General features: G+C 60.5%; 14 protein-coding genes. 1 reads left to right on the top strand and 13 read right to left on the bottom strand.

The features are described from left to right. Positions 1–90: 90 nt before the first annotated feature. Positions 91–1,203 (bottom strand): uroporphyrinogen decarboxylase, encoded by a 1,113-nt coding sequence (gene hemE, locus P3T23_RS05595; RefSeq protein WP_429315181.1) that lies wholly within the window; start codon positions 1,201–1,203, stop codon positions 91–93. Between the two features lie 228 nt (positions 1,204–1,431). Here hemE and P3T23_RS05590 point away from each other — a divergent pair, with 228 nt between their 5' ends. Further along, the gene (locus tag P3T23_RS05590) at positions 1,432–2,220 is read left to right on the top strand and encodes a transporter substrate-binding domain-containing protein (protein WP_429315180.1); all 789 of its coding nucleotides are present in this window, start codon (positions 1,432–1,434) and stop codon (positions 2,218–2,220) included. A gap of 42 nt (positions 2,221–2,262) precedes the next feature. Here P3T23_RS05590 and P3T23_RS05585 read toward each other — a convergent pair whose 3' ends face one another. From P3T23_RS05585 to P3T23_RS05530, 12 genes are all read right to left on the bottom strand, one after another. Beyond that, the gene (locus tag P3T23_RS05585) at positions 2,263–2,745 is read right to left on the bottom strand and encodes a CoA-binding protein (protein WP_429315179.1); all 483 of its coding nucleotides are present in this window, start codon (positions 2,743–2,745) and stop codon (positions 2,263–2,265) included. A 640-nt stretch (positions 2,746–3,385) separates the two neighbouring features. Further along, entirely contained in the window at positions 3,386–5,116 is a 1,731-nt protein-coding gene (locus P3T23_RS05580; protein WP_429315178.1) for an AMP-binding protein, read from the bottom strand. Between the two features lie 215 nt (positions 5,117–5,331). Then, positions 5,332–5,757, bottom strand: coding sequence for a F0F1 ATP synthase subunit epsilon (locus P3T23_RS05575; RefSeq protein ID WP_429315177.1), 426 nt, complete (start codon positions 5,755–5,757; stop codon positions 5,332–5,334). 108 nt (positions 5,758–5,865) lie between these two features. After that, positions 5,866–7,260 (bottom strand): F0F1 ATP synthase subunit beta, encoded by a 1,395-nt coding sequence (gene atpD / locus P3T23_RS05570; protein WP_429315176.1) that lies wholly within the window; start codon positions 7,258–7,260, stop codon positions 5,866–5,868. 97 nt (positions 7,261–7,357) lie between these two features. Further along, positions 7,358–8,248 (bottom strand): F0F1 ATP synthase subunit gamma, encoded by an 891-nt coding sequence (gene atpG / locus P3T23_RS05565; RefSeq protein WP_429315175.1) that lies wholly within the window; start codon positions 8,246–8,248, stop codon positions 7,358–7,360. A 91-nt stretch (positions 8,249–8,339) separates the two neighbouring features. After that, positions 8,340–9,881, bottom strand: coding sequence for a F0F1 ATP synthase subunit alpha (gene atpA, locus P3T23_RS05560; protein ID WP_429315174.1), 1,542 nt, complete (start codon positions 9,879–9,881; stop codon positions 8,340–8,342). A 49-nt stretch (positions 9,882–9,930) separates the two neighbouring features. Next, positions 9,931–10,470, bottom strand: coding sequence for a F0F1 ATP synthase subunit delta (locus tag P3T23_RS05555; protein WP_429315173.1), 540 nt, complete (start codon positions 10,468–10,470; stop codon positions 9,931–9,933). Between the two features lie 2 nt (positions 10,471–10,472). Then, the gene (locus P3T23_RS05550) at positions 10,473–10,943 is read right to left on the bottom strand and encodes a F0F1 ATP synthase subunit B (RefSeq protein WP_429315172.1); all 471 of its coding nucleotides are present in this window, start codon (positions 10,941–10,943) and stop codon (positions 10,473–10,475) included. 138 nt (positions 10,944–11,081) lie between these two features. Further along, positions 11,082–11,351, bottom strand: a complete 270-nt coding sequence (gene atpE / locus P3T23_RS05545) for a F0F1 ATP synthase subunit C (protein WP_007180033.1) — start codon at positions 11,349–11,351, stop codon at positions 11,082–11,084. A gap of 86 nt (positions 11,352–11,437) precedes the next feature. Then, positions 11,438–12,289, bottom strand: a complete 852-nt coding sequence (gene atpB / locus P3T23_RS05540) for a F0F1 ATP synthase subunit A (RefSeq protein WP_429315171.1) — start codon at positions 12,287–12,289, stop codon at positions 11,438–11,440. A gap of 144 nt (positions 12,290–12,433) precedes the next feature. Then, complete coding sequence (locus P3T23_RS05535) at positions 12,434–12,979, bottom strand: ATP synthase subunit I (RefSeq protein WP_429315170.1); 546 nt, start codon at positions 12,977–12,979, stop codon at positions 12,434–12,436. 280 nt (positions 12,980–13,259) lie between these two features. After that, positions 13,260–14,366, bottom strand: coding sequence for an SLC13 family permease (locus P3T23_RS05530; RefSeq protein WP_429315359.1), 1,107 nt, complete (start codon positions 14,364–14,366; stop codon positions 13,260–13,262). Between the last annotated feature and the right edge of the window lie 49 nt (positions 14,367–14,415).

The raw sequence follows: 14,415 nt of genomic DNA, 5'->3' as shown, positions 1-14,415 counted from the left end.
TGACAACTGCAGGAAGGCCGCACGACGGCCCCTTTACCCGCTTTTCATCCTTAGGCCGAGAGCCCAGTTCACCGCAGTGCAACAAATTTGTCACGTCGGGGAAGCGGGTGCGGAGAGGTGGCCGGCACGAATCGCGCGGCTGTGGCGATGCACTTCATCGACCAGTTCGGCGACATGCTCCGGCGGCGTAAACTGCGAGATTCCGTGGCCCAGGTTGAACACATGGCCTGGGTGGTTGCCGTAGCTGTCGAGCACGGCGCGCGCCTCGATGCGAATCGTCGACGGCGGCGCGAACAGTACCGACGGGTCGATATTGCCTTGCAGCGCAACCTTGCCGGCCACACGCTCGCGCGCCTTCGCGAGATTCACCGTCCAGTCGAGCCCAACGGCATCGACCCCAGTCGCGGCGATTTCTTCGAGCCACAGGCCCCCGCCCTTCGTGAAGGTGATCACGGGCACCTTTACGCCATCGTGTTCGCGCTTGAGCTGCGCGACAACCTGCTGGATGTAGTGCAGCGAGAAACGCTGATAGATTCCGTCGGCAAGCGCGCCGCCCCATGTATCGAAAATCATCACAGCCTGCGCGCCGGCTTCGATCTGGGCGTTCAGATAGGCGGCAACGGCCTTCGCGTTCACGTCAAGGATGCGATGCATCAGATCCGGACGCGCGTACAGCATCGATTTCACCGTGCGGAAGTCGTCCGAGCCGCCGCCTTCGACCATATAGCACGCGAGCGTCCACGGGCTGCCCGAGAAGCCGATGAGCGGCACGCGCTGGCGGCCCTGGGCATCGATCAGCGAGCGGCGGATCTGGCTGACGGCGTCGGTGACGTAGCGCAGCGTAGCATCGATGTCCGGCACCGCGAGGCGCGCGACGTCGTCTTCCGTGCGGACCGGGCGCGCGAATTTCGGACCTTCGCCGACCTGAAAATCGAGGCCGAGACCCATCGCGTCGGGAATGGTCAGGATGTCGGAAAACAGGATCGCTGCGTCGAGCGGATAGCGATCGAGCGGCTGCAACGTGACTTCCGTCGCGTAATCGGGATTCTTCGCGAGGCCGAGAAAGCTGCCCGCGCGACTACGCGCGGCGTTGTACTCCGGCAGGTAGCGGCCCGCCTGGCGCATCAGCCAGATCGGCGTGTACTCGGTCGGCTGGCGCATGAGCGCGCGCAGGAAGGTGTCGTTCAGGAGAGTATTGACCACGTTGCGGGCGACTGAAGGCAAAGGGGTATTTTACCGGACGCCGCTGCCGGCATCGTGCTCGATGCTGGCAATAAACGCTGTGCGGTTTTGCGGTGCCGCGGTGAAACCGTTCGACGCGGCGCGAGTTCGCCATGTTGGGAATCCGGCCTTACCTGACTTATCAAGCCCGGATTACCGGACTAGGATCAGCGGCCATACCAGTCAATAAACCGCGTTCAAGGAGACCTGATGAAGAAAGCCGCACTTGCATTGCTCGGCGCCCTGCTCTGCGCCGGCGCTGCCCACGCCCAGACGGCCAGCCCCGCGAGCGCGCCCGCATCGCGCCTCGACGAAGTCATCGCGAGCGGCACACTGCGCGCCTGCACGACCGGCGACTACAAGCCGTACTCGCTCTACAAGCCGGACGGCCAGTTCGAAGGCATCGATATCGACATGGCCGAGTCGCTCGCGCACTCGCTAGGCGTTAAGGCGGAGTTCGTCAAAACGTCGTGGTCGAACCTGATGAACGACTTCGTCGCTAAATGCGACATCGGGATCGGCGGCGTATCGACCACGCTCGACCGGCAAAAGCGTGCGTTCTTCACCGAGGCATACATGATCGACGGCAAAACGCCGATCGTACGGTGTGACGACGTCAGCAAGTACCAGACCGTCGCGCAGATCGACCAGCCATCCACGCGCGTCATCGTCAATCCGGGCGGCACCAACGAGAAATTCGCCAGGCAGTTTTTCCCGCACGCGAACCTGACGGTCTATCCGGACAACGTGACGGTGTTCAAACAGATTCTTGCGGGCAAGGCCGACGTGATGGTCACGGATGCATCGGAAACCCTGCTGCAACAGAAGCTGAATCCGGGCCTGTGCTCGGTTCATCCGGACAAGCCGTTCCAGTACGGCGAAAAGGCATGGCTGGTGCCGCGCGGCGACGTGGCCTTCCAGCAGTATGTCGACCAGTGGCTGCACCTGGCGCGCGCAACCGGCGAGTATCAGGCGATCCAGGACAAATGGCTGAAGTAAGGCAGGCGCCCGTGCCGCAGGGATAAGGCGCGAGCGGGTTCGTCAGGGCCGCGGAATACGCGGCGCCGACGAATCCAGGTGGTGGGTGGCACCGAGAATACGCGCGTGCTCAATCTTCACGCACAGGTCCATCGCGACATCGAGGCCCGCCGCCTCGGCGTGTTCGGCGGCAACGTAGTTGATCACGCCGAGTTGCAGCCACAGCGACCGTGCCTTGATCCGGACGGCCTCGTCGGCGACCGGCAGCACTTCTTCTGGCCGGCGAAATACATTCACCAGACCGATCGACAACCCTTCCTCGGCCAGCGCTTCCACCGCTTCGGTGAGCGTCGCGAAGCAGCGTTCGCCCAGCACGCCGGCGGTGTCGTTGGAGTAGGCGGGATTGATCGGCACAATCCTGTAACCGCGCGACTGCATGTAAGCCGATACCGAATAGCTCGGGCGATGCGGCCGTTTCGACAATCCAACCACCGCAATCACGCGATCGCGTTCGAGGATGCGCTGCAACGTGGCACGTTCGTTCATCGTGAGCGTCTCGTAGTTAGGGCCGTAACCGCGCCCGCGTGAATCCCCATTCGACTGGGTTCCAGGCGGTTTCGAGTGCGGTTTTTTCTTATAACTTTACCGCCGAAAACAGCGCAGTATGCATCAGGTCAGCCGCCCACTGTGGGGCGGCGCGAGAGGTGTTTTGGTTCGGTAAGAATTGCGCGCAACCGGTTTCCGATCGGAAAGAAATCCCGCAGAGCCTTATCTGGCGGACGTTACAACCTGAAACACTTTGTTACCGCGCTACTAGAGTAATTCGCCCACAATGCCCTTCAACGGTTTCAACACGGATGTGGCTGGGTGCGTAGTGTGAGCGGATACGATGCACCACGCCGGTCGGCTATGGCCGAAGCCCTGACAAGGGGCATCCCTGCTGGGGCCGTGGCCGGCGCTGCTACCAGCATGGCGTCGTCCCAGTCGGTTCCTTCATTGGTCTCCTCGCGCTAACCCCGTAGCGTGTGGTTTTTAGCGGGCTCCAGGCCCGCTTTTTTTTCGCCTCGCCAAACGTTTGCAAGCCGGGTTTGCCGCTCCCACAAGGCACCGGTTTTTTCTGCGAGCGTTTGCCGTCCCCAGCTGTTGAGAGAGCTCTGTGCGCGATGCGCACAGAGCCTCGTCATACTCACGCGGTTTTCTGCTCAGTTACCTTCAGCTCATTGATCATGCGCTCACGCATGACGAACTTCTGCACCTTACCGGTCACAGTCATGGGGAGTTCGTCGACAAAGCGGATGTGCTTCGGCACCTTGTAGTGTGCAATCTGCCCACGGCAAAACTCCTGTATTTCCTCGGCAGTCGCCCGCTCGCCCTGACGTAGCACGATCCACGCGCACACTTCCTCACCGTACTTCGCGTCCGGCACGCCAAACACCTGAACACTCTGGATCTTCGGATGGCGAAACAGAAATTCCTCGATCTCGCGCGGATAGATATTTTCCCCACCACGAATCAACATGTCCTTCAGGCGACCGACGATATTGCAGTAACCCTCGGCGTCGATCGTCGCCAGGTCGCCGGTGTGCATCCAGCCGTCGATGATGCTCTCGCGCGTCTTCGCCTCGTCGCCCCAGTAGCCCTGCATGACCGAGTAGCCTCTGGTGCACAACTCCCCCGTCTCTCCAACGGGAACGACGTCGCCCAGTGCATCGACGATCTTCACCTCGAGATGGGGCTGGATGCGGCCGACCGTCGTCGTGCGCTTGTCGAGCGGGTCCGTAGTCGAACTCTGGAACGACACGGGGCTTGTCTCCGTCATGCCGTACGCGATCGTGATCTCCGCGAGGTGCATCTTCGATACGACCTTTTTCATCGTCTCGATCGGGCACGGTGAGCCAGCCATGATGCCCGTGCGCAAACGCGTGAGATCAAAGGAAGCGAAATCCGGATGGTCGAGTTCGGCGATGAACATGGTCGGCACGCCGTGCAGCGCCGTGCACTTTTCTTCGGCGACGGCGGCGAGGGTCGCGGCCGGGTCAAACGCCTCACCCGGGAACACCATGTTTGCGCCGACAGACACGGAGGCGAGCACCGCCAGCACCATGCCGAAGCAGTGGTACAGCGGCACCGGAATGCAGAGCCCGTCCTGTTCGGTCAGGCACATCGCCATCGCGATGTAGCGGGCATTGTTCACGACATTGCGATGGGTGAGCGTCGCACCTTTCGGATTGCCCGTCGTGCCGCTCGTAAACTGGATGTTGATCGGGTCGTTCGGCGAAAGTGTGGCGCCAATCGTATCGAGCTTCGCGACGTCGAGTGTCACACGACCTTGCTCGATCACGTCGGAAAACGTCAGCATCCCCGGCGTTTCGGTGTCGCACATACGGATGACGATCCGCAGATCTGGCAGGCGCGCCGCATGCAGATCACCGGGGGCATGCGTTGCCAGCTCGGGAGCGAGCTCCTTCAGCATCTCCAGATACATCGACGTCTTGAAGCGCTCTGCCGCAATGATCGCCTTGCAACCCACCTTGTTCAGCGCGTATTCAAGTTCGGCAAGCCGGTAGGCTGGATTGATGTTGACGAGCACCGCGCCGATACGCGCAGTCGCAAACTGTGTCAGAAGCCATTCCACCCGGTTCGGCGACCAGATCCCGACCCGGTCGCCAGTCTGAATGCCAAGCGCAAGCAGGCCCGCAGCGAACACGTCGACTTCGTCGGCGAACTCCTTCCATGTCCAGCGAATGCCCTGCTCGCGAAACACCACAGCGGGTCTGTCCGGAAAGCGCTGCGCGGTATCCAGCAGAAACTGCCCGACGGTTGCCTCGCTGAGCGGAATCTCCGTCGAGCCACGTACGTACGAGAGGCCGTCCTTCGGTTCGATGAGGGCGCCCTCGCCTCCAGCTTGCGTTGCCATGGTGTCGTCTCCGTGAGCGGAACGTCGCTCTATTGAAATGAATTTGAAACCGATTGTGCCATCGGCCTGTGACCGGAGGGCATCAAGTCTTACCCGCAGCATAGGCGCTGCACCTGACACGTGATTTTGCTGACCTTTCCGTAAACGTCAAGTTCAGATCAAAAAAAAGCAGCCCGCAAGGGCTGCCTTTCTCTTCAACTTTCGCGGCGGCAGATTTAGCGCTGACCGCGCAGCTTGCGCAGACGCTGGATTGCAGCGAGTTGAGCCGTCGCGTAGGCGAGTTCCGCTTGCGCAGTCGCGTACTCGAGGTTCGAACCCGTGTTCTGCAGCGCTTCTTCCGCACGCTTGCGAGCCGCTTCGGCCTTGGCTTCGTCGAGATCCTTGCCGCGGATTGCCGTGTCGGCCAGAACCGTCACTGCACCCGGCTGAATTTCGAGAATGCCACCGGCGACGAACACAAACTCTTCTTCGCCGTTTTCAGCTTCGATGCGCACCGCACCAGGACGAATCCGCGTGATGAGCGGCGTGTGGCCAGGCAGAATGCCAAGCTCACCCGCTTCGCCCGGGAGCGCGACGAATTTCGCCTGGCCCGAGAAGATCTCCTCTTCCGCGCTGACGACGTCTACTTTAATGGTTGCCATATCGACTCCTGGTTGAGCGTATTACGAGGGCGCCGGGTTTGCACAACGCGCTACCATTTGAGTAGCCATCGCGCGCGAGCCCGGCGCCCGCTTCGTTACACCCGACCTTTACTGGATCTTCTTGGCCTTTTCGAAGGCTTCGTCGATCGTGCCGACCATGTAGAAGGCCTGTTCCGGCAGATGATCGCACTCACCTTCGACGATCATCTTGAAGCCGCGGATCGTTTCCTTCAGCGGCACGTACTTGCCCGGCGAGCCCGTGAACACTTCAGCAACGTGGAACGGCTGCGACAGGAAACGCTGGATCTTACGAGCGCGTGCGACCAGCAGCTTGTCTTCTGGCGACAGTTCGTCCATACCCAGAATCGCGATAATGTCGCGCAGTTCCTTGTAACGCTGCAGCGTTTGCTGCACGCTGCGCGTGATCGAGTAGTGCTCTTCGCCGATCACGTTCGGGTCGATCTGACGCGAGGTCGAATCGAGCGGGTCGACTGCCGGGTAGATACCGAGCGATGCGATGTCACGCGACAACACAACGGTTGCGTCAAGGTGGCCGAAGGTCGTAGCCGGCGACGGGTCGGTCAAGTCATCCGCAGGGACGTACACAGCCTGCACCGACGTGATCGAGCCAGTCTTGGTCGACGTAATACGCTCTTGCAGCTTGCCCATTTCTTCAGCCAGCGTCGGCTGATAGCCCACTGCCGACGGCATACGGCCGAGCAGTGCCGACACTTCGGTACCGGCCAGCGTGAAACGGTAGATGTTGTCGACGAAGAACAGCACGTCGAGGCCTTCGTCACGGAAGTGCTCAGCCATTGTCAGACCGGTCAGCGCGACGCGCAGACGGTTGCCCGGCGGCTCGTTCATCTGGCCGTACACCAGCGCGACCTTGTCGAGAACGTTCGAGTCCTTCATTTCATGATAGAAGTCGTTCCCTTCACGGGTACGCTCGCCAACACCGGCGAACACGGAGTAACCGCCGTGTTCCTTCGCGATGTTATTGATGAGTTCCATCATGTTCACGGTCTTGCCGACGCCTGCACCGCCGAACAGACCGACCTTGCCGCCCTTCGCGAACGGGCAGATCAGGTCGATGACCTTGATGCCGGTTTCGAGCAGTTCGGTCGACGGCGACAGTTCGTCGAAGGCCGGAGCCTTCTGGTGAATGCCGCGCACGACGTCCGAGTTGATCGGACCGGCTTCGTCGATCGGACGGCCCAGCACGTCCATGATCCGGCCGAGGGTCGGCTTGCCGACCGGCACGCTGATCGGATTGCCGGTGTTCTTCACCACCGTGCCACGGCGCAGACCGTCCGAAGCACCCAGACAGATGGTACGGACAACGCCGTCGCCCAGCTGCTGCTGGACTTCGAGGGTCAGTTCCGAACCTTCGAGAATGAGCGCGTCGTAGATCTTCGGCATGGTTTCACGCGGGAATTCCACGTCGATCACCGCGCCGATGCACTGTACGATCTTGCCTTCTACCAAAGCAGTAGTACTCATCGCATTTCCTTTAGATACTCAATTCTTCACTCGCGCAAGGGCGCAGTTTCGGTGGACTCGCCAGTAGGCGCATGCCCGCATGCTCAGACCGTCACGGTCAGACTGCTGCGGCGCCACCGACGATTTCCGACAGTTCCTTCGTGATCGCGGCCTGGCGGCTCTTGTTGTAGACGAGCTGCAGTTCGTTGATGACCGTCTTCGCGTTGTCCGAAGCGGCCTTCATCGCGACCATCCGTGCCGACTGCTCCGATGCCATGTTTTCCGCGACGGCCTGATAGACCAGCGCTTCGACATAACGCACGAGCAGTTCATCCACCACTGCCTGTGCGTCCGGCTCGTATATGTAGTCCCACGACGTCTTCGGCGTAGCTTCGCCGACGGCTTCGTCTTTGCGCTCGAAGTCTGCTGCCGACAGCGGCAGCAGTTGCTCGATCACCGGCTCCTGCTTCATCGTGTTGATGAAGCGCGTGTACGCGAGGTACACCGCGGAAATCTTGCCTTCCGAGTACAGGTCGAGCTGCACCTTCACAGCGCCGATCAGCCTTTCGAGGTGCGGCGTATCGCCCAGCTGCACGACGTCGGACACCACATTCGCACGCAGACGGTTCAGAAAACCGAGGCCCCTCGAGCCGATTGCCGTTGCTTCGACCGTCTTGCCGGCAGCTTCGAGCTCCTTCAGCCTCTGGAGCGAAGCGCGCAGCACGTTCGTGTTCATGCCGCCACACAGCCCCTTGTCTGTCGTGACAAGGATGAGGCCTGCCTTCTTCGCGTCGTCGTTCGCCACCATGAATGGGTGGCGATACTCGGAGTTCGCCAGGCTCATGTGCGCGGCGATGTCGCGGACCTTGTCGGCATACGGGCGAGCAGCGCGCATGCGCTCCTGAGCGCGGCGCATCTTCGATGCGGCCACCATCTCCATCGCTTTCGTGATCTTTCGCGTGTTTTGCACGCTCTTGATCTTGCCGCGAATTTCCTTCATTCCAGCCATTGCTTGCTCCTTGATCGAAGCAGCGCGGGGGCATTTGCATGCGGCCCGCGCCGCTTCAAGGTCCGTTTATGCCTTGCGGGTCACTCGCGGATCAGTAAGCGCCGGACTTCTTGAAGTTCTTGAGGGCCGTATGCAGCAGTCCCTCGTCGTCCTTCGACAAGTCCTTGTTGTCTTCGATGCGCTTGATCAGGTCAGCGTGGCTCGACTTCAGGAACTCGCGCAGGCCCTTCTCGAACGGCAGAACCTGGGAGACTTCGAGGTCGTCGAGGTAGCCGTTGTTTGCGGCGAACAGCGCGACAGCCAGTTCCCACACCTGCAGCGGCTGATATTGCGGCTGCTTGAGCAGTTCCGTCACGCGGCGACCGCGCTCCAGCTGCTTGCGGGTCGCTTCGTCGAGGTCCGAAGCGAACTGCGCGAATGCCGCGAGTTCACGGTACTGTGCGAGGTCGGTACGAATACCGCCCGACAGCTTCTTCACGACCTTCGTCTGTGCCGCACCACCAACGCGCGACACCGACACACCAGCGTTAATAGCCGGGCGGATACCTGCGTTGAAAAGGTCGGTTTCCAGGAAAATCTGGCCGTCGGTAATCGAGATCACGTTCGTCGGAACGAATGCGGTCACGTCGCCTGCCTGCGTTTCGATGACCGGCAGTGCCGTCAGCGAGCCGCTCTTGCCCTTGACTTCGCCGTTCGTGAACTTCTCGACGTATTCTTCCGACACGCGAGCAGCACGCTCGAGCAGACGCGAGTGCAGATAGAACACGTCGCCCGGATAGGCTTCGCGGCCCGGCGGGCGGCGCAGCAGCAGCGAGATCTGACGGTATGCCCAGGCTTGCTTGGTCAAATCGTCGTAAATGATCAGCGCGTCCTGACCACGATCGCGGAAGTATTCGCCCATCGTGCAGCCGGCGTACGGTGCGAGGTACTGCGTCGCAGCCGAGTCCGAAGCCGAAGCCGAGACGACGATCGTGTACTCCAGCGCGCCCGTTTCTTCGAGCTTCCGCACCACATTCATGATCGACGATGCCTTCTGGCCGATCGCAACGTAGATACAGATGAGGTTCTTGCCCTTCTGGTTGATGATCGTATCGACAGCGACTGCGGTCTTGCCGCACTGACGGTCGCCGATGATCAGCTCACGCTGCCCGCGGCCGATCGGCACCATCGCGTCGATCGATTTCAGACCCGTTTGAACCGGTTCCGACACCGACTTACGCCAGATCACCCCCGGAGCAATCTTTTCGATTGCGTCGCTCATCTTCGCGTTGATCGGGCCCTTGCCGTCGATCGGATTGCCTAGCGTGTCGACCACGCGGCCGACCAGTTCCGGACCCACCGGCACTTCAAGAATGCGACCCGTCGTCTTGACGATGTCGCCTTCCGAAATGTGTTCGTACTCACCCAGAATCACGGCGCCGACCGAGTCGCGCTCGAGGTTCAGCGCGAGGCCGAAGGTGTTGCCCGGGAATTCGAGCATTTCGCCCTGCATCACTTCCGACAGGCCGTGGATACGCACGATACCGTCGGTCACGGAGATCACGGTGCCCTGGTTGCGAACGTCTGCGCTCGCTTCAAGGCCCTGGATCCGGCTCTTGATCAGTTCGCTGATCTCAGAGGGATTGAGTTGCATTATTCGCTCCTGATAGTCAATTCTGTTGCGTGCCAGCCGCGTAAGCGCTTCAGGCGGTCAAAACCGTCTGCATGCTGGCGAGCCGCGCGCGGACCGAGGTATCGAGCACTTCGTCGCCGATCGTCACGCGCACGCCGCCGATCAGCGACGGGTCGACTTCAACCGTCGGCTTCAGCTTACGCTTGAACTTGCGTTCGAGACTTGCGACGAGGTCGTTCAATTGCGCGCCTTCGAGCGGGAATGCGCTGACGATCAGCACATCGGCCGCCCCTTCGCGGGCATTTTTCAACTCTTCGAACTGCGTGGCGATTTCCGGCAGCAGCTGCAGACGATGATTGTCGACCAGCATCTGCACGAAATTCTTCGCCTGCGCGTTGTCCTTCAGCGGCGACTTCACCGCGGAGAGCAGCAGATCGCTGACCTGCGCGCGGCTTACTTTCGGGCTCGTGGCGACCGACAGCACTTCGGGCAGACGCGCAACCTGTGCCAGCTCCTGCACGAGCGTGGACCAGGCGGCGATGTCACCAGCTTCGGCCACGCCAAACAGCGCTTCTGCGTACGGACGGGCGATGGTTGCAAGTTCGGCCATGATCAGAGCTCGGCTTTCAGTTGATTCAGCAGGTCAGCGTGAGCCGCCTGGTCGACTTCGCGCTTCAGGATCTGCTCGGCGCCCTTCACAGCGAGGACGGCCACTTCGCCGCGCAGCGCTTCACGCGCCTTCACGACCTGCTGCTCGGCGTCGGCCTTGGCCTGCGCAACGATTCGGGCTGCTTCGGCTTGTGCCTGGGCCTTGATTTCATCAGCTACTGATACTGCGCGCTTTTCGGCTTCAGCGATACGTTGCTGACCATCGTTGCGAGCCTGTGCCAGTTCCTGGTCGACGCGCTTATGAGCAGCTTCGAGTTCTGCCTTGCCCTTTTCAGCGGCCGACAGACCATCGGCGATCTTCTTCGCGCGCTCGTCGATGGCGTTGATCAGCGGCGGCCACACGAACTTCATCGTGAACCACGCGAGGATCAGGAACACGACCATTTGCGCAAACAGGGTTGCGTTGAGATTCACGGTGTTTCCTTAAACGTTGCGATATCGGAAATCGAAACGGTAAGGCGCTCATCGATTCTGTCGTCGATCAGCGCCCGAGCACCCGTTCCGCCCTGCGCCCTTATCCGTTATAGGTCAGGCGCAAACTTCCGAGGAACCTCAGCCTGCCAGCTTCGACAGCAGCGGGTTCGCGAACGCAAACAGCATTGCCACACCAACGCCAATCAGGAACGCCGCATCGATCAGACCAGCCAGCAGGAACATCTTGGTTTGCAGCGGGTTCATCAGTTCCGGCTGGCGGGCGCACGCTTCAATATACTTGCCGCCCATCAGGCCGATACCGATACAGGCGCCGATTGCACCCAGGCCGATGATGATGCCGATACCGATGGCGGTCAGACCCTGGATGTTGGCGATGAAAGCTTGCATGATCACTCCTTTGTGAAAAGACTTTGGAACTGGGATTTAATGAAAAGCTGAAAAACTAAAACGATTCTTCTGGTCGACACACCGCGTTAGTGGGTGTCGTGCGCCTGGCCGATGTACACCAGGGTCAGCATCATGAAAATGAACGCTTGCAGCAGGACGATCAGAATGTGGAAGATCGCCCAGACCGTACCCGCGATCACGTGACCGATGAAGCCGAGGACCGTGAGGTCCGCGCCGAAACCCCACATGCTGCCGAGCAGGGCAATCAGCAGGAACAGCAGTTCGCCGGCGTACATGTTGCCGAACAACCGCATGCCGAGCGAAACCGTTTTCGCGACGAACTCGATGATGTTCAGTGCGAGGTTCGGAATCCACAGCAGCGGATGCGCACCGAACGGCGCGGACAGCAGTTCATGCACGAAGCCGCCGGCGCCTTTGATCTTGAAGTTGTAGTAAATCATCAGCACGAACACGCCGAGCGCGATGCCGAGCGTGCCGTTGAGGTCGGCGGTCGGCACGATGCGGTGATGAGGAATGGCTTCGGAGAGACCCAGCCAGCCGATCACGCGACCTGGCAGGTCGACAGGAATGAAGTCGAGGGAGTTCATCAGCGCGACCCAGACGAACACGGTCAGCGCGAGGGGAGCGATGAAAACACGGCTGCCGTGAATCATCGCCTTCGATTGATCTTCGACCATCTCGACCAGCATTTCGACTGCGCACTGGAAGCGGCCCGGCACGCCGGACGTCGCCTTGCGGGCAGCGAGATGCAGAATCAGAATGGTGGCCAGACCGCAAACGATCGACCAGAAAAGGGTATCCAGATTCCACACGTGAATGTCGAAAATCGACGTCTGGTGTGCAGTGGAAAAATTCTGCAAGTGGTGCGCGATGTACTCGGACGGATCCAGAGCGCGCGTGCCTTCGCTAGCTGCCATATCGTTAATGCCACCCAAATTGTCGAAAATCGTCTCTGGCCACTCCCGCCGCAATACAGCATTGCGGGAACACGCCAACGCGGATCGTGTCGAATCCGCGTCTCTGATACTGACGCCGTGCGTCAGCCTCTATTCTTTTCTACTTCACCGCCAGGCCAGCGCGATCCAGTACGTCTTCAGCGCGATGAGGTAAGTCACGAGCAGCGGCACCCAGCGTACGTCGTGATACCAGAAAGCGATGGCAACAAACATCGCGATCGTGGCTCCCATCTTGAGCGCTTCGCCGATCATCCAGCTCATCACTGTTTCGGCGCCACTCAGCGTTCTCAGACGTGCCGCGAACATCGCACCGGGCACCCAGCAGATCGCCCCTCCCAGGAATGCGGACAGCGCAGCATCACCCGGCGGCTTGTAGAACAGCCACCACAACAGCGTCGCACCCAGGGACAAAACCATTTGCGCTGCCACGACCCGGAAAGGTGTAACGCGCGATGGACGACTCACGTTCGGACCAAACAGCTTTTCAGCTTCGGCCCGCGTGAGCGGAACGATATTGTTATCTTGCTGCTCGACATCCCACGCATCGTCTTGCATTGCGTGCTGACCGGCGGACGCACCTGAAACGGAGCGTGCTGCGCGGTGTTCGTCGTGCCCTTCGTCCGGCGTCTTATTCGACGATTGAGCCACCATCGCAGTGTTCCGCAGAGTCCTGTTCAGTCCGCGAGCTTACGCAGCGCTTACGGGGTTGCCTAGCAAATAAATCCGGGCGATTGTAAGCGATAGTTGCAGGCAATTCAAGACTTTAAGTCGACCAATAACCCTCGTGAAACGAGCCTCCATGATGCGAAAAGTGGTCGTCTACGGCAGTAGACACTGGAACTGTAAGGCGGTCGCGGCAAGGCGGAATTGGCTGGCTTGAGTGATCTCTTGCGGGGGCTTTTGCGACGTCGTCAGACGCTGTTCACGCGTGTCATAAATGCAACAGAAGCCAGCCACCCACGATGCCGCTCGCGATCCAGAATGGCATCGAAAACAGATGGAATTGCAGCCACATGCCCCGCTCTTTCGAAAGCCGCACGGCGATCAGATTGGCAAGCGAACCAATGGCGATACCGAAACCGCCGACGCTCACACCGAACGCGAGTGCGCGCCAGTCTTTTGTGAACTCGGCGAGCATGATCGCTGCGGGAACGTTGCTGATGCCCTGAGACAGAATCGCACCGGCGGCATACGCGCGCAGCGGCGTCTGGAGCCCGATCTGTCCGATCACCTCCTGCACCCAGGGCAGCGCGGCGACACTGCGCAGTACGATGAACATGAACACGAAGATCAGCAGCAGCAGCCAGTCGATTTTCAGCACGATCTTGCTGCGCCATAGCAGAAAACCGATTCCGACGCCGGCGACTCCGATGCCGGCATGATGCACATCGGCGAGCAGCACAAAGGCGACGAACAGCAGCGCGGCGACGCCAACGAGCGGCCGGTCGACGGGATGCGGCTCCACATCTTTCGACAGATCGAGCGGTTTCGCCCGGAACGCCGCGGCTGTCAGCAAATAAAGCATCACCATCAGCGCGGCGCAAAGCGGGCCAAGCGCCCACACAAAGCGGATGAACGACACCCCGCTTGTTTGCCACAGGAACAGATTCTGCGGGTTGCCAAGAGGCGTCAGGATGGAGCCAGCATTCACCGCAAGCGCGATAAAAATGACGAGGCGGCGGATCGGCAACGGTGTCAGCTTGTGCAGCGAAAGCGTCAGCGGCACGACGACGAAAAGCGCAACGTCATTGGTCAGCAGCGTCGACAGGGCTGCCGCAAGGCCGATCATCAGATAAGCCAGTCCGCGTTCGGACTGAATGCGATGCACGACACGGTGCGCCATCCACATCAGGAATCCTGAAGATTCGACAGCCTTCGTCAATATCAGGAGTCCTGTCAGTGTCAAGACTGTTTGCCAGTCGACCAGCGCCGGCAGCGTAGTCCACGGACGCGGATGCAGGCATTGTAGTGCGATCAGCGCAACGACGAGCACGGATAACACCGGCTCTTTTGCGGCGAAAGCGAGCAGCCCGCGCAGGACTTTTCCAGGCGCCTTGGATGTGCGCTCCGCTACCGGCACGATTGCG

Origin of the sequence: Paraburkholderia sp. GAS448 (genome assembly GCF_050435685.1) — a bacterium.
Lineage (GTDB): Bacteria > Pseudomonadota > Gammaproteobacteria > Burkholderiales > Burkholderiaceae > Paraburkholderia.
Note: the sequence above shows the minus strand (reverse complement) of the source record. Positions and strands in the feature narration are given on the sequence as shown.